This is a genomic window from Shewanella sp. 0m-6, from assembly GCF_052977325.1.
Window position 1 is genome coordinate 1 of record NZ_JBRIMD010000043.1, and the last position, 20,922, is coordinate 20,922.

Here is a 20,922-nt window from a genome sequence, read left to right on the forward strand (position 1 = left end):
GCTTTTCCAAGCACCTAGGACCTTCTCAAAGACTTGACGGCATAAATGCCAACCTACAATGGTTAAGGTGTTTTTCCATAAATGAGCCAGCGAACGTTCCGTAAATCGTAAGGCCGCAGGCCATTCTACTTTTCCGTCTTTGCTTTCCCTAGGACCTGCTTTTCCAAGCACCTAGGACCTTCTCAAAGACTTGACGGCATAAATGCCAACCTACAATGGTTAAGGTGTTTTTCCGTAAATGAGCCAGCGAACGTTCCGTAAATCGCAAGGCTACAGGCCATTCCGTCTCAGCTTGTACCTAGAACCTGCTTTTCCTCGATCCTACGCCCTTCTTTTGCATGTTTAAGCTTGAACCACAGTAATCCCATATACTCATGAATCGCACGCTGGGAATTTAACAGGCTCTGTGCATCAAAACGCCACCAGTAAGTCTCTCTTTGAGCAAAATCTGTCGGTGCAGCACTAACATTCAGCTTTGCATTGGTAAAAATTGCCATAGCTCTTGGCATATGGCTTGCCGAAGTCACTAAACGAAACGGTGCCTCCGCGACTTCCCATTTCATAAATTGCGCTTCTTCGATGGTATCTTGCGCTAAAGGAAACTTAATAATGGACTCAGGAGCAACCCCTAATTCAACTGCAGCATCAAACATTATCTCGGCATGTGAGCGTGAAGATAGTCCTCCACTCCAGCCACTGACCACCAGTTTACACTCTCGCCCCAATGATAACTGGCGCACCCCCTCCGTTAATCTCGCAAGGGCTGTATTTGAAAGCTGCTGTACTGCGGTTAAGTTCGGGTTTTCATCATGGCCACTGCCTAAAACCATCACTAAGCAACCTTTGCCAATAGGTTGGTTATTTACCAGATATTGATCTTCTAGCGGCGCGATTAACCAATTACTTCCCCAGCTACTACTTAACACTATCAGCAAAATAGCTGCGATCATCAGTAAGTTTTTTGATGACCGACGGTTACGCATCACTAAATAAGCCAGTGCTATAAGCAACAGCACCATAGGTATTGGCATAAACAGCTGAGAGATAATCTTTTTTAACCAAAACATTGTAACGATTGCCTAGTGAAGAGAAATGTCTCAAAAGTGTAGCATGCTATTCTCTTCATTAATTTTATTCAGCACTAATTGATATTCATTATGTATCTCGCGATCTATAAATACGTCTCTTGATCGCATCGCGACTCTCCCTCTGTCTAAAAACCAGCTATCGCCCAAAAACAGAGCTCAATATTACGGACGAGTCAATAACATAAGACTGCGAGTCTTAGAACCTCAGAATAACCAACACAAAAACAGAGAAAATGACAATCAGCTTAAACCTTAGCAACCTAGTATCACCACAACCAAGCCGCGCCGCGCACTCCTGAAGAACTGCCATAGACATTTTGTACCACCGGTGTGCGACACTCACCACCGAGTACATATTTGGATAACAATTCTGGCAGTAATGGATAAATAGCATCAATGTTAGATACCCCACCACCTAGCACTATGATATCAGGATCCAGTAGATTGATGACATGGGCTAGAGAGCGGGCGAGTCTATCTATATAGCGTTCGAAGGCCGCACTAGCGAGCGCGTCACCCTCCCTCATAAGTAGGGCAATATCACTACCCGTTGCGGCCAAGCCACCATAAAGCTGGTAGTCTCGCACCAAGCCAGTTCCTGAAATAAACGTCTCGATACAGTCTTGATTACCGCAAAAACAATTGGTTGAATTAAATTCTTCAGCGCTCATCCAGGGTAATGGATTATGGCCCCATTCGCCGCCGATCCCATTGCCACCACTATGCACTTTGCCATTAATTGCAATGCCCGCGCCGCATCCGGTGCCAATTATCACTCCAAAAACCATACTCTTACCGGCAGCTGCGCCATCTATAGCTTCGGAAACTGCAAAACAGTTGGCATCATTTGCCACTTTGACTTCTCTGCTTAAACGTTTACCTAGATCAATATCTAGAGGATGTCCGTTAATCCATGTGGAATTAGCATTTTTAACTAAACCTGAAAAGGGTGATACCACACCAGGGATCCCCACCCCCACACTCCCTTTTTCGCCAAGCAATTGCTCAGCCTCAAAAACTAAACGTTCGATTGCATCGAGCGTTGCGTTATATTCTCGAGGTGTTGGTACTCGTTTACGAAAAAGCTCCTCGCCCCGCTCACTCAGTGCTACAACCTCTATCTTTGTACCACCAAGATCTACGCCTATTCGCAACATGTTTTCCCCTTCAAAATGTTTGTCTTTATGCCATAGTTAGCAATCGATTTTGGTCTATCACTTCAACGAATAGGGCAGCTATTGAGCCTACCTGTAACCACATTCAATGAATATATTATTGGTATCCCTTACTCTAAAAAGTCTAAATAACGCACTAATTTTTATGTTTATATTATTAGTAAGCGCTCATCTAGATACTGCAGTGCCTAGGCCATGTTCACCTAAGCATCTCTCAACTAGACACTATTCACTTAGGCACCTCTCGCCAAAGCACTGTTCACTTAAATAAGGTTCACCAAGGCACAACTCATCAAGCCTGTTTGTTTTTATCCCAATGGGGGGCATAAGCAATAAAGTAAGGATTCAAAATATCCTCTTTTTGATTGTAATCTAGAGGGACATCAGTGTCATATTGCATCACTTTACCACCCGCACTTTCTAACACAGCTTGAGCCGCTGCGGTGTCCCACTCACTCGTTAAACCTAAACGGGGATAAATATCTGCTTCGCCTTCAGCTAACAAACAAAATTTGAGTGAACTGCCTACACTTGTCATTTCATGCTCACCAATCTCTTGCAGGTAAGCTTGTAATCCTGGGCTGACATGTGAGCGACTGCCGACAATTCTAGGTATGACCGATGTCGACTGACTCACTTTAGTTAACGGCCTTGTGCTACCAGCCTGCTGCAACCAGGCTCCGGATCCTAATGAGCCATAAAAACATTTGTCCAACACGGGAGCATAAACCACCCCAGCAACGGCTCTATGGTTTTGAATAAATGCAATATTAACCGTAAATTCACCATTACGTTTTATAAACTCTTTTGTACCATCTAGCGGATCAATCAGCCAATAAGACTGCCAGTGTCGTCTTTCTTGCCAGTCGATATTAGTCGACTCTTCTGACATAACAGGAATATCGGGCGTTAATTGTTTTAATCTTTGTACAATGACCTGATGACTCGCCAAATCGGCAGCAGTTACCGGACTATCATCAGCTTTCGTTATCACCCCAAGATCATCTTTAGCATAAATAGCCATAATGGCATCGCCAGCTTCTATCGCGATATCCTGAATCGACGCTAACCACTGTGGTTCAAATATTTTAGGCAATGTCTGTATCTCTATAATTTGTCAGCTTAATAAACGTATTATGCCAGTATTTTTCGATTGAAATTAATAACCAAATAATCATTCTATGTCTAAAACAGACTAAGGCGAATGGTAATAGGTTTTAGGACGTTCGCAAGCTCAGCAACTCTCGGCCCTTCCGCTTTAGATTTTACTGTCTCAGCTTATACCGTCTTTGCTTTAACCTAGAACCAGCCTTTCCCAGAACCTAGGACCTTCTATGCTTTAAAACGTTAGCGAAGCGTTCTGTAAGTGAGGCTGCGAACGTTCCGTATACCGTAACTGGCTTTAACCATCTTTGCTTTATATGTCACACTTTGTGTCTATTTATCGATTCACCTTTGTTAATCCTTTCTGCCTGCAGTGAATTCCTCTAAAATGCGCCCCATTGATAAAAGGGAACGCTATGAAACTCAAATTATTATCTGGATTATTACTGCTTGGTTGCAGCTCAGTGCAAGCGGCCTGGTGGGTTGAACCGACTGACTTACCCCTAAGAGCTGATATTCAATTGCTGTCTGATACCGGTGTCATTGTGCAGCCAATTACCACCTACCCGCTAATGTGGGCAGGCTTGAAGCAAGATATGGATAAAGCCGATCAAGCAGCTCTATCTAGCCAACAGCGCGATGCATTCGATAGAGTCAGTCGTGCTTATGATCATGACCATCGTGGCATGAGCAGCAAGATAGAACTTGCTGGAGGCTCAGATACCACACGCTTTATTGGTTTTGGCCAAGACTATCGTGATAAAGCAGAAGCAGCAGTATCAGCTGAAGTCACTAAAGATTGGTTTAGTGGCCGTCTATCAGCAAGTTATCATTTAGATCCTATCGACGGTAACAGTACTCGTTTAGATAATAGCTTTGCTGCTGTCATGTTAGGTAATTGGATTGTCAGTGCTGGCGCCCAGCAAAAGTACTGGGGACCAGGTTGGGATAGTGGTCTTATTCAAACTACCAACGCTAGACCTATGCCAGGAATGACGCTAAGCCGTAACAACAGCCAAGCATTCGACACACCGTGGCTAAACTGGATTGGTCCTTGGACCTTTACGACGTCGTTTAGCCAGATGGAAAGTGACCGTTACGTGCCTGACACCAAACATTGGGGCGCTCGCGGAACATTACGACCTATTTCTAAGCTAGAAGTCGGTTTTTCATGGACTATGCAGTGGGGTGGCGAAGGTTACGGTAACAGTCTAGGTGACTGGTGGGATGGCCTATTTAATGGCGGAATGACTGAAGGTGAAATTGAAAACGGCCAAGAAAACATGTTGGCTGGTTACGATTTCCGCTGGTCTGATACGGCATTTGGTATTCCATACGGTATCTACTACGAGCGTATACACGAAGACTACCACAACGGTAAGAATAAGCTGATCAACTCGGCCAACTTGGGCGGTGTTGACTTCTTTTTCGCCGACCTTAATACCCGAGTCTTTGTTGAGTACTCCGACACACAAGTCGCTTGTGGTATTGACCCTGATGCATACAACTGCTTATATGAGCATGGATTTTATAAAAATGGTTACCGTTATTATGGTCGCAGTCTAGGTAGTACCTATGACAATGATGCCACTACCTTAGTGGTTGGCGGAATTACACAGCTGGGCGGCGGACAAAACATCAGCAATAAATTCCGTTGGTTAAGACTCAATACTGACGGGACAGATGCAAATATTGGTATTGGTGGTAACCCTGTATCACCAGGCGAGTACGAGCGCGTTTATCAGTTTGATACCAGTTATCACAGACCTTTCTATCAAGGAACATTAAAAGTCGGTGGCACGGTTGGTTACAGTCAATATGTGACTTCGGGTGGTCATGACTGGGATACAACGATTTACGCTGGCTGGGAAAGAACTTTCTAGTATTTAGAAAACTTCTATTCTAGGCTCTAGGCCGTTCACGGGCTCACTTCGAGGACGGCCTAGAGCCAATAAAAACAAGGCTCTAGGTTCTAGGACGCTTCGCTCCGAGGACGGACTGCGTCCTACTAGGAAAATCAAAAGCGATACAGAAACCCCTTAAACCTTCTAGCTCGTTCATGCTGTTACTTTTCCGTCTCAGCTGTTACCGTATTTGCCCTTACCTAGGATCTGTTTTTCCTAAAACCTGCCTCGCAAGTTTTGTTCCTTAATCATAGCGTGTAACTGCTCTTGCCATGAAGCCCTAAGTAGGCTTTCAGGCTTTATATCTAATTGTTGACATAACTTCTGTGCACTCAAGGCGCTTTGATGTGGCCTTTGGGCGATACACCCCTTATGCAATGCTTGCCAAGCTAATGTGCTAATAGGCTCTATTTTGCACGACCTTATATTCACTTCCAGTCCAGATTCAGGCTCTTGTTCAGGCTCAGATTCAAGCTCAGAGAAGCTGAGCGTTAACCGCTGAATTTCACCTGCCAACTCAAACCAAGAACAACTTGCCCCACCAGCATAATGATACAGGTTGCACACACCTGCCCCAGAATTCTCGGTCAGCCGGCTAATATTGACTTTTGAGCCCATTGTTTGTGTTTGTGTTTGTTTTACTAGCTTTAAAATCATTACAGCTAATGCTTCACACCAGGTTGGGCTGCCATATTGATCAGCAATGACAGCTAACTTATCTTTTACTTTAAACAATCCCTGCATAGTTTTGACAAAGTTATGCCCCCTACAACTGTATAGCCAGGAGGTACGAATAACCTTAGCCTTAAAGCCTAAGATATCACTTACCCAGCGCTCACCTTCGAGTTTACTCTTGCCATAGATAGACAGTGGCGCCGCAGGATCTTGCTCTACGTATGGGCGTTTGAGTACACCGTCAAACACAAAATCGGTCGAGATATGCACCATACAAATGTTTCGGCTATGACATTCACTCGCAATTAACTTAGGGCCATTAGCATTAACAGACATCGCTTTTTCAATATCTAACTCTGCCTGATCAACACGGTTATAGGCGGCGCAATTAATCACCACATCAGGCTTGTAAGTATCAAAGGCCGTGCGAATTGAATCAATATCGCAAATATCTAGCTGCTGACGACAAAGCCCTATCACGGCATCGCTGGGGTCTAAACATTCACTCACTTCTGGCAATAAGGTCTGCAATATTTGTTGAGCAGCCGTGCGCTGTGCAATATTCACTTGCGTAAGCTCTGCTATAGACAATAACGCCTGCGCTAATTGACTAGCTGCACCCGTGATAAGAATTCGCATCTTGTTTTGATAATCTCTTCTATTTTTAGTTTTAGTTTTAGTTTGATCAAGATTTTTCGAGTAACACTGAATACTCATCTAACGAGCCATGGCCTCGTGATGATAGAAACGCTAATAGCGCCTCAGGACTCCGGTTCAGTAGCCTATCTAGAGGAAAATCAGCTTGCTCGATGATCAGCTCAGCCTGTGTAAAATCGCCCAAGCTGTATGCCACATGAGAGTCAGAGCCCATTACTAACAACCCGCCAGCGTCTTTAACCGCTTTAGCAATTGCCAAGCAATTATGCTCGCTACCTTTTCGAGAGGTTAAAAAAGAAGAGTTATTAATCTCAAGCGCTACATTACTTTCAGCTGCAGCTTTAGCAACTGCATTGATATCGATAGGATACGCCGGATTTCCAGGATGAGTAATGATGTCAACATGACCACTGTTAATACAGTTAATCAATGCTGTGGTATGATTTTCTTTATTGCTTGGCGCAAAAACAGGCTCATGAAAACCAGCTAAAACAATATCTAATTCTTGTAAGTAATCGCCAAAGAAGTCTATTTCACCGACCACATTTTTAATATTAGCTTCGATACCTCGTAAAATACCCACGCCATCAACCATTCTAGGTAATACCCGCAAGTTTACAAAATGCCAAAAATGGGGCGCATCGGCCATATCAGGGCCATGATCTGTACAAGCAAATAGTTTTATCCCCTTATGTTTCGCCATCGCAATATATTCTTGCAAGGTACTGTATGCATGGGTTGAAGCAATTGTATGAGTATGGGTATCAACAAGATATTTCATTTCAGTCTCTTCTGTACAAAAGGTTCAAACAAAAAAAGAGTAGACTGCCAGTCTACTCTTTTCGTTAAGATAGCTCTATCGGTAACATAAGCTCACTGATATATAAGTGCCCACTAAGTATGCGCGTTATCTATATGCTCAAACCTATCCATGCTCAAACCTATCCATGCTCAACACATCATGTCTAAATCATTAATGGTCTATAACGTTTATTGAGTTAAAAAAGTCACAAGCTGTTACTTTGCTTCAAGTAGCCCAAATGGCTTAATGGCTTAAGCTATTTTCTAATTCATCCCATGTTTGGCGTTTACGATAAATGGTTGATGCGCTGATATCCAGCAAGGCCGCAGCTTTAGGCACATTACCCTTACATAAGGCTATCGCATTCTCGATTGTCTGCTTCTCTGTGAGCCATAGTGGTACAATATCATCGCTATTTGTCTCTGACGTTTTTTCTGAAAAATGTTCAGTAGAAACAAACTCTGGTTGCTCAATACCGTCAAGAAAAGAGGCGGGGGCTGAATGCGGCGCCCCAACCGGGGGGCTATTCTTCTGTTGAACCGCGTGTTGAATAGCTTTTGAAGTTTCTGCAGGCTGAGCTTCTAGGGCTGTGGTCACTTGTATCGGTAACATATCAAGCTCGACCAACTCGCTATCGTTTAATACCACTATCTGCCTGATAACATTTTGCAGTTGCCTAACATTACCCGGCCATTGATAAGACTTTAAACACTGCTTAGCATCACTACTTATGCCTTTAAACCCCTTTCCCTCTTCCTTGTTGTATTCTTTAAGTAAGTTAGCTGCAAGTAATAAGATATCTTTACCCCGCATTCTTAATGGCGGCAGCTCGATAGGGATAACATGCAGTCGATAAAACAGATCTTCTCTAAAGCGCCCAGCTTTAACCTCTTCCCAGGGTACCCGATTAGTTGCGCTAACAAAGCGTACATCGACTTTTTCTTCTTTAGTGCCACCTACACGCTGAAATACGCCAGTTTGAATAAAGCGTAATAGCTTACTTTGTAGTTCAAGATCCATCTCGCAGATCTCATCTAGAAATAACGTCCCATTATGAGCTCGGGTCGCTGCGCCATCTCTATTGGCAATCGCTCCGGTAAATGCCCCTTTAGTGTGCCCAAAAATCTCACTTTCAATCAAATCTTTAGGAATTGAAGCACAATTTAATGCCACAAAAGGCCCTTCTCGGCGTTTGCCCGCGTTATGGATAGCATGCGCACATACTTCTTTACCGGTTCCGCTTTCCCCAATGATAAACGCTGAAGCTTTACTGTTCGCAACGCAATCTATGGTTTTATAAACCGTTTGCATTGCCAGTGACTCACCGATGAATCCCATATAGTGCGGTTTAGGTAAACTGCTCTCATATTTTGCCACCAGATTGACAAGCTGACGCTGCTTCAAGGCGTTCCTAACGGTGATTGATAAACGTTTCGCATCAAATGGTTTAACAAGAAAATCAAATGCCCCCAAACGCATTGCATCAACAGCAATATCAATTGTGCCGTGGGCGGTGATCATAATGACAGTGATATCTGGATATGCTTGCTGAACGGTTTCCAAAATATCCATTCCTGACATATCAGGTAGTTGAATATCGAGCACCAACAAATCAGGTTGCCATTGTTTCAGTTCATTCAGGGCATCTTCCCCATGATTAACATGAGTTACCCTCGCTCCCTCTGCTCGCAGATATTCAGTATATAACGCGCCGAGCGACATACTGTCTTCAACTAGCAATGTGGTAAATGAGCTCGTTATATCCATATAAAGTCAGCCTATAAATATTGAAGTCGAGATGGGGGAAAGGTCGTTCAACATCATTAACAACAAGGTATCACATAAATCAAACAGGGTTTTACCGTTTGCGTTTGATTCTTAAGATTTAATAAAATTTAATCATATGTAAGTTTAGCAGTTAATCCTCCTTAAGATATTGCTCCAAAGCGTTGCTGAAATAAACTGAGCGTTTGTCCGCCTACCTCTATAACCTCATCCAGTAAAGTGGCAACTTGCTGTAAATCCTCTGCCTTAGCACTTAACTCTAGGTTTTTAGCCACCTCTGAGAGTGCCAATGCACCAAAGCTGCCAGCACTACTTTTAAGTGTGTGTGCCTGTAGGTCTATTTCTGCTAACGCAAAATCTTTACCGCTTTTATAGCTAGATGCGATGACTTTTAACGTGTTCAGCCTATCTTGCGCTTCAGTTAAAAAAACCATAAACATGCGTTGCATGGCTTCTTCACCTAGCATACCGTTGAGATCATCCAGTGTTTTCTCGTCAATAATGGTCATTCGCACCTCATTGCTGTTACCGCTCTGATATTTATCTTGTTGCTGGCTTACTTTTAGTTCTGGTTTTAGTTCTGGCTCAATCGATTTTTGTACTTTCGATTGAACCATTGAGTCCGATTTATTAGAAACACTCACCGAAGAGGTTACTACGCATTGCCCCCCTAACGCTGCCCCGACGACAGACTTAAGCATAGCCTTATCGGCAGCAGGCACAATCCATTGATTAACAACCTGAACTAAATTATCTCGATTTACCGGCTTTGGCACAAAGTCTTTCATGCCAGCCTTCATACACAGTTCAACATCTTCTTTTTGTACATTCGCAGTCATCGCAACAACGGCTTGATTAGGATTAAAACACAATATCTTCTGAGTCGCCTCGATACCATCCATCTCGGGCATTCTCATATCCATTAAGATAAGCCCATACTCTTTGCGCCTAGCCATCTCCAATGCTTCAATACCGTTGTTTGCAATCTCCACTCTGAAACCTGCTTTACTCAATAATGCACTGGCAACAATCTGATTGGCCGGACTATCCTCGGCCAGTAAAATAGGCAGATGTACCTGCTTATTGGCAATGGTAGTCGGTTTACTCTGCACGTCCTTAGACGCTAGTTCATGCTCACCCATTAGCGCTGCTAACATCATGTCTCGGCTCAAGGGCTTATTAATAACCTGCTCTACACCAACCTCTTTTAAGATTTTAGAAGCTTCTGGCACAACCACTGTCATTAATGCAGCCATCAAACCTTGTTCGCATAAATAATCCTGTTTTAGCTCATTAGCCTGCGCAACACTCAAATCAAATAGACAGTGTTCGTCAATCAAAATCAGATCAAACCGTTCTTGGTTCTGTAACGAGCTGAATATGCAATCAATGCTGTCAACACAAACGGTCGTCACCCCATACTGGTTATATTGCCTTTGCACTAACTGACTATACGTATCGTTTGGATGTACTAAAAGCACTCGAGAGTGGGGAGATACGATATTCACTGCGGGGGTTGCACTGCAATCGCGCTTAAGTAACAGATCAAAACTAAAACAGCTCCCCTTTCCTTGTTGACTATTAACCCCAATGCTGCCTCCCATCTGTGCAATAATCTCGGCACAAATAGCTAAACCTAACCCCGTACCGCTATAATTTGTATTGTGAGAATCATGTACTTGGCTAAACTCTTCAAATAATGTCGCTTGAGCGGCCTCAATAATACCAATCCCTTGATCTGAGACTTTGCAATACAAGCGAGTCTCATCATTACCGGGGGCTGCTAGCTGCATTTCAATGGCAACACAGCCACCAGAAGAGAATTTAATCGCATTGTCGATTAAATTATGCAGCACCTGCCTGAGTCTTTGTCCGTCACCAAGTACGGTTTCTGGCACGTTTTTGTTTATAAAACTGGCGAGAGCGATCCCCTTGTCTTGAGCTTTTGGCGATAAAACCTGTAGAACTTGCGCCGCTAATTTTGCTGGTGAGAATACGCTCTCTTCCAGTACCATCTGGCCGGCTTCGATTTTAGAGAAATCCAAAATATCATTAATAGTGCTCAATAATGCCGTCCCAGCTTCTTTGGTTGTATTGGCGTAAATACGCTGCTCTTTATTCAAACTCGAGTCCAATAATAAATCCACACTCCCCAATACCGCATTGAGCGGGCTACGGATCTCATGACTCATGGTCGCTAAAAATCGAGATTTTGCTTCACTCCCCAACTCCGCCTGCTCTTTGGCAAATTTAAGCTGTGCCTCATACTTAATACGTTGTGAAATATCGCGAACAAACGCTGTAAATAACATCTCCTGTCCGAGCTGTACTGGAATTAGTGTCAGTTCAATTGCAACCATTTCACCATCCGAACGTATCGCTTTTGTCTGTATTGAATGCTTAACGCTCGTAGCTTGAACAGGCGTAATGTATTGCTCAAAAAAATGCTCAAAGTGTTGGAGTTCTTCCCCAGTAAAGATGGTACTCCCTATCGGTTGCCCAACCATCTGGCGTGTATGCAGTTTAAACAGTAGACATGCTGCATTATTCACCTCCTGGATTTTCCCTGCGGTATCAATGGTGATCAGCGCGTCTTTACTTCCCTCTAATGTGGCTAATAAAATCGACTCAGTCCTTTGCGCTGCTAGCTGGGCTTGCTTTACATCACTGACATCCTTTACAAGCCCCAAAAATAGCACTTCGTCGTCAATACACATTGTTGAAATTGAAAGTTCAATTGAAAAAAGGCTGCCACCTTTTTTCTGTGCAATTAACTCTCTACCTTTGCCTATTATCGTTGCTTCACCTCCATCTAAGTAATCCCGAATATAGCCATCATGAAGCTGCCGTTCATTTGGTGGCATTAACAATGACACATTCCTACCGATAAGATCTGACGAGCTATAGTCGAAAAGGCGGCTAACAGCGGGGTTTACGTCCTTTATTATCCCTTTTTGGTCGACAATAAAAAAACCATCAACGGCGGTCTGCAAAATGGTATTCAGTCGAGTATTTGCACTCTCTAACGCTTGGGTTTTATCCGCTATTTTCTTGACCATTTGATTAAATGCAAACATGGCTTTGCCAATTTCATCATCACTGTTAACAGGGATCTGCACTTGTGACTCCCCCTGCAAAACTCGCTGCGATGCAGCTTTAAGCTGTGCCAAATTGCGGGTTAAATAGTGGCCTAACAACCAAGAAAAGAGGGCTACTAAGAACATCTCTACGGCTGCAATAGCCAAAAAACGTGTTCTAGCATCAGTAATAAAACTATCTAATTGGGCCGTATCAAATCCTAATTCTACTTTGCCATAACTAAAGCCTGATTCTTGTATGCTCCTTTCAATATCGAGAATACCGTCATCAACATTCGCTATCCCACTGTCTAGTGAGCCATTAGCCTCACCGTTCATTCTGCCGGCACTCACCAAGAGTCGGTTTTGGTCATAAATATTAACGTAGAGAACCTGAGACGTTGTCAGTAGCTCGTTAGCAAGGACATGGAGAGTGGATAGATCACTGCTAATCACCGCATCTTTTGCGGCAGCAGCAAAAAGTGACGCGGTAGAGCTGGCTCGCTTTTCAATTTCGGTTTGGTTTGAGGTTTTTAAATAATCAACACTGGTATAGACCAGCAACATTAACAGCAAACCTTCGATTATTCCGATCCCTAAAATAGTCTTTATTCGAAATGACACTATTGGATCTCCTTTAACGGCGCGTTAAGCTCACTTAACGCTAACGCACGCACATCATCCCAATCGCCACTTGCTGCAGCCTCCATCCCTTTAAAACCCAAGCCCTCTAATAGTGAGCGCCCTTTGCTCGTTGTTGAAAGCGCTAATAACTCACTGAGTAGTACTTGTCGAAGTTCTCGAGATACTCGCGGGTGGGTAGCAATAGCATGAGGAGTGTAGCCGGGAGTGCTCCATAAGACCTTTAGCTTTTCAGTGACATCACTATCCATATTGTTAAATGTACGCCCCACGCCGCCGCCAGCATCCACAAGCCCCTGAGCCACCGCAAGATATACAGAATCATGTGACCCCACATACTTAGTGCTATGAACAATACCTTGCTGTTTTAAAATCGCGCGAGGAATCACGCTCGCAGCAAAAGCTGCGGGAGCCGGAAAGGCAAGTGATTTGCCCTTAAGATCAGCAAGCTTGGTTATTTTGGAGTCTTTATTTACAACAATAAGACCTTTGATGTATTTATCTTGTTCCTTTGCTAAGGCGATATAGCCAGGGGATGCGCTAAATACCGTGAAATGATATGGATTCATATAAGCAATATCGTACTCACCATTTGCTAAACGCATTTCAAAAGTGGGAATATCCGGCGCTGTTGCAAATTGCAAATTAAGCTTTGCATTTTGCGACAACTCAGCTAAAACCGGAGCCCAGCCTCTTGCCAAAGTACTCGCTGCCTGTTGTGGCACAACGCCAAACGTCAACACCCTAGGCGCTACATCTGCAGCCATTGCTATGGCGCTATAGCAAGATATAAAAATAACCCAATATAAAACAATAACTTTAGTAAACAATGGCATTAAAGGCATTCGCTTATATCCCTATTTTTAAACACATTGAGTTGCTAACTATTTAGTTAACTAAATAGTTATTTACAGTAATCAGCAATCCTTGTGCCAACCAACTAAAAAATTAACGGTAAATAGCTTTCGGTTGTCTGGCATAAAGCTTGCTTTGATGTAACACCCCTAGCAATTTCAATCCAAGAGGAAGACGATGCCTTTATCTTCTGAGCTTAACAGGCACTATAAAATCATCCTTGTGGAAGACAGCGATAGTGAGCGTTGCTTGCTACTGCAGTTACTCGATGCAATGGGATTTAAAGCCCAAGGTTTCTCTAATGCCAAAGCAGCGATAGCACAGATCCAGCTGGAACATGTCGATATAGTTATCACCGACTGGATGATGCCCACCACCAGTGGTATTGAGCTGTGTCAGAAAATAAAATCAATGCCCTGTTCGCCATATACCATATTGCTTACCAGTAATAATCAAAACGCACACATCATCGAAGGAATCGAGTCTGGAGCCGATGACTTTATCGCTAAACCCTTTCACACTGGCGTGTTAAAAGTCAGGATCCTTGCGGGGCTGCGCATTATCGAGATGCAACAAGCGTTAGAACGCCAGAATGCAGCATTGAACCAAATGTTAATAAGAGAGCAAGATTATCTAAGTAAACTAAAACAAGATCTCTCTACTGCCGCTCAATTACAACGAGCCTTACTGCCTAAAAATACCGATTTAACCGCAGGATGGCGAGTCAACGCCGCTTTTAAACCGGCTCAAGATCTTGCCGGAGATGTTTTTCAATGCTTCAACATTGGTCAACATCATATCGGTTTCTATTTATTGGATGTGAGCGGACACGGCACTGCAGCCTCAATGTTAAGTTTTACATTAGCGCACCACTTATCTTGTCATCAGGAGATCTGGCAATCGCTTGATCTATGTAAAATTGCCAACAAGGTCAACCAAGAGTTTGACGACCCTGAGCAGTGCGGGCGCTTCGCTACCATGCTGCTCGGAATGGTAAACACCCAAAACGATAGCATCGAGCTAATCAATGCAGGGCACCCCTCGCCTATTCTTGTTAGTCCTACTGGTGCAAAGTTTATTGATGATCCAGATATTGGTAGCCAACTCCCCATTGGGATCAGTAAGCAATATCACTATCAAAGCCAACAATTCACCTTAGAGCAAGGCTGCCAGCTCTTGCTTTATTCCGATGGTATTTACGAATGTCGCCATAGTAAGTTTGGCAACTTTGGCTTACCGAAATTACTCAAAAATGTACGTGATGCAAGATCGCTATCGGCAGAGAAACTATTAAATTACCTCTGCTATAGCTCAGAACTTTGGCAAGAGAAACAAGCACAAGACGACATATCACTCATGCTCATCTCATCCACAAATAGCTCGGCTCATTGTGGTTCTCAGATGTGAGGAAATACATATGAATAGCTTACAGTTCAATCTAAATAGCAATATCATGACGACCCATTCTATCAGCAGAGAGATGGAGCAATTTTTACTGCAAAATCAGGTATCCGATACGAAACGATTCAAGGTGATCACCTGTGTGTTAGAAGCGGTTTCAAATGTATTTATGCATGCAAGCCCAGAGCTGGACTCCATGATAATCGTGTTGCATTGTGACGAGCACAAGATAACCATCGATCTACTCGATGACTCTACACAGCAAACCTTGGAAGCACCAAAGACTTGCCCACCAGCCGAGTCACTATCAGGCCGAGGACTATGGATAATTAACAACTGGATGGACAGTGTACGAATGCAAAAAACTGTTGCTGGCACCCACTTACAACTGATGCTTGCAGTTTAAAGTAAAGCAAGAAAGGTAACAGGTATGAGGTGTAAGGAATGAGATCCTAGGACGTTCGCACGCTCACTGCGAGGACGCTTAGCTGCTAGGAAAATCAAAAGCGAAACAGCAGCACCTTTAAGTTTAAATTAACTTGTCGGCTCTTGCATGTTCGTCTTTGTACTGTGGCTTACCCCGGTTATTCCACCTTCACTCTATTTGACTTTTGCGGCTCATAACCATCGCGTTTGCTTGTATAGACACTAGCAGGAGCAAAGCGACACTCTCCCAGGATTGTGGCTTAATAAACCTAGTCACTTCCTAGAAACGCAGCGCTCTTCTTAGCTTTTACCGTCAGCGAAGCGTTCTGTGGGTGAGCTTGCGAACGCTGCGAATACTGTAAGGCCACCAGCCATTCCTCTATTCAGCCTTAGCTTTTCCTAGCTCCCAGCTCCCAGCTCTCAGCTCTCAGCTCTCTGGCACTCTAACCTCTAACCTCGAAGCGTGGCCCCCTCTTAGCCTTTAATGCCCTTTCCCATTTTGCATTGCAAATAAAGAGCATCACTTAGCTGTCTGCGTCATTGTGTTGATAAAACAATAAAAACCTATAAATACAATAAGATAAAAACTGGCATTAGAGTTGCTTAGCTTAATGTGTAAATAGAATAAATGTGTAAATAAAAGCCACAAGTAAAAAAATGAGTAACCACCAACAAATTTAATACCTGTTCAGATAACCAAGCAAAATGCCAAGTGCATTTTTAAGGATGGCGATATGTTTTTCTCCAAATTACCTCAGAACAATGCCTGTAAAATCACCCTACCGGTTGAAGTGATAATGACTCAAACCGCAACGATCAGAGCTGCAATTTTGCAACAAATTGATGCAGGGATTACGCGGTTAATTATCGACCTTCACCAAGTAGAGTACATCGACTCTAGTGGGCTATCAGTACTCATCTCAGCGTTAAAACGCGTAGAAAAAGAAGAGGGTGAAATTGTACTACTCTCACCAACAGCTGGAGTGCGTTCACTCATTGAGCTTACCCGTTTGCATCAAATTTTCTCCATCTATGAAGATGAAACAGCTGCCATTGAATACATTTGCAATGAGCTTGCCGATGAAAACGTAATATAAGTTGAGGCCGCCGTTATGACTCCCAATCACAGCAAGCAAAAAAAGAATAATATCCACAAACTAGGCTCACACAAGTTAGGCTCATTAAGCCACGTAGGCTTGCTATGTTTATTGCTCTCGGCTTGTGTTACCCCCCATCACCCAGAAGAGTCTCAAATCTGTGCGGGTAACAGCGATGACAATATGACTCAGTGTCATTTTTATAGTCGCGACACACCATATATGCGCAGTATAAAGGGCGCCAAAGCTGAAAACCTTAGCCCAAATAGATCTAATACTGAAATGAGCAACACATGGTTAATGTATGCAGGACAATCTCAGCAAGCATTACATCTTCCGCAAAATATTCGCTTATCTGTAGGTGACCGACTCAAGATCCAGGTGCTCAACGGAGAAGAGTTCAGCGGTGATGTTGAAGTCAATAACGATGGCTATATCTACCTACCTTATTTAGAGCCGATTCACGCGAAAGGTCTTGATATTGCAGAGCTAACAAACACTATTCAACAGTATCTTGTCGATGAGGAGTTTATGCTAAAAAGCAGCGTGCGTTTAAGCATCACCCCCTTAAAGTGGGCACCTGTTGAAATTACAGTATCGGGAGGCGTATTTGAACCGGGTCAACACCTGATCAATAAAAAGTCCGACTTAGAAATTATTGATGATGATGGTAACCACAGTGGCGACCAAGCTGGCCAACGTACAATAGCTTCTGCGCTCAGAGCATCTGGTGGAGTTCGCCCTGATGCAAATGTCTCAGCGATCACTGTGTTCAGAGGCCAACATAGCTTCACCCTAGATCTATCCGGCGTGATCCACGGCTATCCTGTGCCAAGCATGACCTTGATGTCTGGCGATCACATTCATGTACCACAACATGATTATTTCAATGATGCTTTAGCTCGCCCATCACAGATCACCGCGCCGGGTATTCGAGTCTTTATGTCTAACCTGACTCAGCCAGCCTCCAGTAACGCCCAATCAGCGGTAGATACTGAAGCAACTCGATTTCCTTACGGCACTCGTCTGTTAAATGGTGCGATTGCAGCCAACTGTGTGGGGGGGGCGCAATCGACTAATGCCAGTAGACATTTATTGCTGATCACTAAAAACCCTCTTACCGCTCAAGTCGATGTGATTGAACGCTCAATAGATGACTTAATCAGGAACTCGTGGGAAACCGGGATGAATCCCATTTTAATGCCTGGCGATGGGATCGCCTGTTATGACTCTCGCGTTACCAATATCCGAGAGATTGCACGTTCAATTACCGAAGTACTCGTTCCAGCAACCTTGCTTGAATTGCTTTAAATAGTGACATAACCAGGAGGTTATAATGACAACACAACACTCCTACAGACCTCTTTTATGGTTAAAGCACTACTTTGTAGCAGGTAGTCAAATTTCTGCTAAAAAAAGAAAGCGTGCCTATCTTATCGTTACCTCGCTACTGCTGCTGACTATCTGGCTTTTAGTGTTGCTATTTACGCTATTAAGCCCAAGTCGCTATATCAGCCAATGGATCCTTATACTTCCTGGGGCTGGTGCCGGCGCCTTAGTCAGCCTAGATAGTGTGGGCCAAGCTAATAGCTCTACCAACTCGCCTTATGCAAGTAGTGCTATCGACCCTAGAATTAATTACAAATCTATTGCAAATAGTAAGCCCCTTATTAATGCAGCAGCTAAAACACTTCACCTTAAAAGCAGCGAATTTGGCATGCCAAAACTAACACTTCCTAACCAAACAGGGATGATGAAATTTAGTATAAAAGGCGCAACAGCCAAAGACGCACAGCAAAAAGCCTGGGCACATTATCATAGTTTACAAGCATTATTAGCTGAGCTGCGCCGAGATGAAATTGAGCAACGTGAGGATGCCATCCGAGTAGGCATGGCCACTTTTGCCAATAAAGTGCATTTAACCCAGAATAAATTACTCGAGTTTCAGTCAGCACATGGTCTAGTGTCACTCGATCAGTTTAAAGAGCTGGCTTTGACCATGGAAAGACTTAGACATAACAAAGTCAATCTCATCTCAGAGTTGCAAGGCGTGAAAGCCAGCCAGAAAATGCTCGAAATACACTTAGGCTTAACCCCCAAGCAGGCGGCTGGCTTACTTACGCTAAAAAATGATCAGTTGTTCCAGCAACTTCTTATCAGCTATACCAATGTTACCGCAACTCTAGCCGAATACCGCAGTCGGTTTGGCAAACGTCACCCAAAAGTTGTTACCTACCAAAACGAGCAATTATCTATTCTGGCCGCCCTAAGTAAACGCTGTAAAAGTCTGCTTGGCTATAATGATAAGCGCTTGATGTTAATGCTATCGGCTGATGACTTAGACGGCCGTGCTCAACTCATGCAAGAGTTGCTATCGCTCAACACCAAAGCCGAAGGGCTAAGGCATCGAATTGATGCCCTATCTGATCAGATCCATGCATGGGATCATAGGTTCAACGACAGTAATGATGATGCAGCCAAACTCGAAGGCCTACAGCGGGAGCATCAGGTCGCTACCGCTGTATTTACCTCCGCACTTGCAAAAATGGACATAGGTAAAGCCGACATCTACGCAGCCTATCCGTTATTGCAACTGATGGCTCCACCATCATTAGCCGAGAAACCCGATAATTTACGTACCCTGCTAGCAATAGTCGGCGGGATTGCAGCTTCGATCTCATTAATTGCAGGAATGGTAATGCTATGGATCCGCAAACCAATACTCCAGAAAATTCTGACGAATTAATTATCTGGCGAGCGATCACTGGCACCTATCTGTTTTGGCTGTTAGGCGCCATGTATCTGGTCGCCCCCGTCATAGCGTGGATCTTGCTGTTGCGCATGGTTAAACGAGCCTTGTTGGATCACCAGAGTTATACCGTTAGCAAAACACAAGCCTGTTGGATTGTCGCTATGGCAATCATGTTACTCGCATTGGTAATAGGTCACCTAACAAACGACTTAGGTCTAGCCAAACTGATAAAGTCGAGTATCGGTTGGGCCAAAGGCTGGGCGCTGTTGGCAATATTTCCTTTATTGGGCAGCCTAAAGATCCGTCCCGAGCTTATCTACCGAGCATGTTGTATTGTGTGCAAACACACTCTGATCTTACTGCCCATCTTCATACTCGCATGGATCATTAAGCTCCCGGCTACACTCTATACTTCCCCGCTGAGTATTATTGGTGGCCCAGGCCCAGAGTTCTTTAATGTCAGCTTATATGAAATTGATCCCGCTAACGGCCTCCCCAGGTGGCGACTCTTTACCCCCTGGGCTCCCGCCCTAGGCATGATAGGCAACCTATTTTTTACTTTTGCCCTGCAAGAGAAGTCTAAACGATTTAAGTTTTATGGCTTTGCGGGCAGCTTTTGTATGATCTTGCTATCGCAATCACGCTTAGCCTTAGTCTGCTATCTACTACTGATTGGCTTTTTCATGTTTATCCGTTGGTTTCGCTCACCTTGGATTTACTTTGTTGCCAGCCCGCTATTACTCCTGCTTGGCGGTTCAGGTCTTTATGTCGTCGACAAGGTGCAACAGAGTGTAGAGGCTTTTAAAGCTGCCCGTGCAGGCTCGACCCGGGTTCGCCAAGAACTGGCTAATATCGCCCTAGAGCGCTGGGCAAACGAGGCGGTAGTATGGGGCCATGGCATTGTCGAACGCGGACCGCATCTAGTTGAATATATGCCAATCGGTTCACATCATACCTGGTACGGCTTATTGTTTGTTAAAGGCATTGTGGGCGCTATCGCCTTAGCGGTTCCTTTACTTGTAAGCCTGCTTGCTCTACTCAAAACCCTATTTAGCTCGCGCCTAAGCGCTGTTGGCGTTGCGATTATCTTGCAGCTGATTTTATACACATTTGGTGAAAATCTAGAGATCCTTGCCTACCTGTTCTGGCCAGGGCTTGTCATTGTCGGGGCCGCTTTAAAAGAAGGTTCTAAAGGAAGGTTAAAGGAAGGGACTAGGACCTAGGGCGTTCGCAAGCTCACTGCGAGGACGGACTATATAAACAAGGTCCTAGATTCTAGGACGCTTCGCTGCTAGGAAATCAACAGCGGAACAGTACCGGCTTTGACCTTCTATGCTTGATGTAGGCAGGGCTTTAGTCCATCACAAACAAACCAATACATAAATAGACGGCATAAATGCCGACTTACAAAATATAGACATCAACTTGAAATACTGCCTTCCTACATCTTTGTAGGTTGGGCTTTAGCCCATCACAAACAAA

At 43.9% G+C, this 20,922-nt stretch carries 15 protein-coding genes; 7 read left to right on the forward strand and 8 right to left on the reverse strand.

The window, feature by feature from the left end:
- Positions 1-287: 287 nt before the first annotated feature.
- From ACVBJC_RS19470 to cysQ, 3 genes are all read right to left on the reverse strand, one after another.
- Positions 288-1,067: a YdcF family protein gene (locus tag ACVBJC_RS19470; protein ID WP_447162580.1), complete on the reverse strand. Its 780-nt coding sequence runs from the start codon at positions 1,065-1,067 to the stop codon at positions 288-290.
- 287 nt (positions 1,068-1,354) lie between these two features.
- Positions 1,355-2,245 carry a fructokinase gene (gene mak / locus ACVBJC_RS19475; RefSeq protein ID WP_447162581.1) on the reverse strand — a complete coding sequence of 297 codons (891 nt, stop codon included), beginning with the start codon at positions 2,243-2,245 and terminating at the stop codon, positions 1,355-1,357.
- Between the two features lie 310 nt (positions 2,246-2,555).
- Positions 2,556-3,377 (reverse strand): 3'(2'),5'-bisphosphate nucleotidase CysQ, encoded by an 822-nt coding sequence (cysQ, locus tag ACVBJC_RS19480; RefSeq protein WP_447162593.1) that lies wholly within the window; start codon positions 3,375-3,377, stop codon positions 2,556-2,558.
- 406 nt (positions 3,378-3,783) lie between these two features.
- Here cysQ and ACVBJC_RS19485 point away from each other — a divergent pair, with 406 nt between their 5' ends.
- The gene (locus ACVBJC_RS19485; RefSeq protein WP_447162582.1) at positions 3,784-5,250 is read left to right on the forward strand and encodes a capsule assembly Wzi family protein; all 1,467 of its coding nucleotides are present in this window, start codon (positions 3,784-3,786) and stop codon (positions 5,248-5,250) included.
- Between the two features lie 237 nt (positions 5,251-5,487).
- On the opposite strand, the gene rfbD is transcribed toward ACVBJC_RS19485, so the two are convergent.
- From rfbD to ACVBJC_RS19510, 5 genes are all read right to left on the reverse strand, one after another.
- Positions 5,488-6,585, reverse strand: coding sequence for a dTDP-4-dehydrorhamnose reductase (gene rfbD, locus ACVBJC_RS19490; protein WP_447162583.1), 1,098 nt, complete (start codon positions 6,583-6,585; stop codon positions 5,488-5,490).
- Between the two features lie 46 nt (positions 6,586-6,631).
- Positions 6,632-7,384, reverse strand: coding sequence for a PHP domain-containing protein (locus tag ACVBJC_RS19495; RefSeq protein ID WP_447162584.1), 753 nt, complete (start codon positions 7,382-7,384; stop codon positions 6,632-6,634).
- 264 nt (positions 7,385-7,648) lie between these two features.
- Positions 7,649-9,172 carry a sigma-54-dependent transcriptional regulator gene (locus ACVBJC_RS19500; RefSeq protein ID WP_447162585.1) on the reverse strand — a complete coding sequence of 508 codons (1,524 nt, stop codon included), beginning with the start codon at positions 9,170-9,172 and terminating at the stop codon, positions 7,649-7,651.
- A gap of 161 nt (positions 9,173-9,333) precedes the next feature.
- Positions 9,334-12,891, reverse strand: coding sequence for a PAS domain S-box protein (locus ACVBJC_RS19505; protein WP_447162586.1), 3,558 nt, complete (start codon positions 12,889-12,891; stop codon positions 9,334-9,336).
- A complete protein-coding gene (locus tag ACVBJC_RS19510) occupies positions 12,891-13,745 on the reverse strand; it encodes a phosphate/phosphite/phosphonate ABC transporter substrate-binding protein (RefSeq protein ID WP_447162594.1) in 855 nt (284 codons plus the stop codon). Before ACVBJC_RS19510 ends, ACVBJC_RS19505 begins: the two co-directional genes overlap by 1 nt.
- A gap of 196 nt (positions 13,746-13,941) precedes the next feature.
- Here ACVBJC_RS19510 and ACVBJC_RS19515 point away from each other — a divergent pair, with 196 nt between their 5' ends.
- From ACVBJC_RS19515 to ACVBJC_RS19540, 6 genes are all read left to right on the forward strand, one after another.
- On the forward strand, positions 13,942-15,171 hold the full coding sequence (locus ACVBJC_RS19515; protein ID WP_447162587.1) for a SpoIIE family protein phosphatase: 1,230 nt from the start codon (positions 13,942-13,944) through the stop codon (positions 15,169-15,171).
- Between the two features lie 10 nt (positions 15,172-15,181).
- A complete protein-coding gene (locus ACVBJC_RS19520) occupies positions 15,182-15,571 on the forward strand; it encodes an ATP-binding protein (protein WP_447162588.1) in 390 nt (129 codons plus the stop codon).
- 754 nt (positions 15,572-16,325) lie between these two features.
- A complete protein-coding gene (locus ACVBJC_RS19525) occupies positions 16,326-16,688 on the forward strand; it encodes an STAS domain-containing protein (RefSeq protein ID WP_447162589.1) in 363 nt (120 codons plus the stop codon).
- Between the two features lie 15 nt (positions 16,689-16,703).
- Positions 16,704-17,999: a polysaccharide biosynthesis/export family protein gene (locus ACVBJC_RS19530; RefSeq protein WP_447162590.1), complete on the forward strand. Its 1,296-nt coding sequence runs from the start codon at positions 16,704-16,706 to the stop codon at positions 17,997-17,999.
- Positions 18,000-18,024: 25 nt separating this feature from the next.
- Positions 18,025-19,434: an exopolysaccharide biosynthesis protein gene (locus tag ACVBJC_RS19535; protein ID WP_447162591.1), complete on the forward strand. Its 1,410-nt coding sequence runs from the start codon at positions 18,025-18,027 to the stop codon at positions 19,432-19,434.
- Positions 19,392-20,663, forward strand: a complete 1,272-nt coding sequence (locus ACVBJC_RS19540) for an O-antigen ligase family protein (protein ID WP_447162592.1) — start codon at positions 19,392-19,394, stop codon at positions 20,661-20,663. Before ACVBJC_RS19535 ends, ACVBJC_RS19540 begins: the two co-directional genes overlap by 43 nt.
- Positions 20,664-20,922 lie beyond the last annotated feature (259 nt).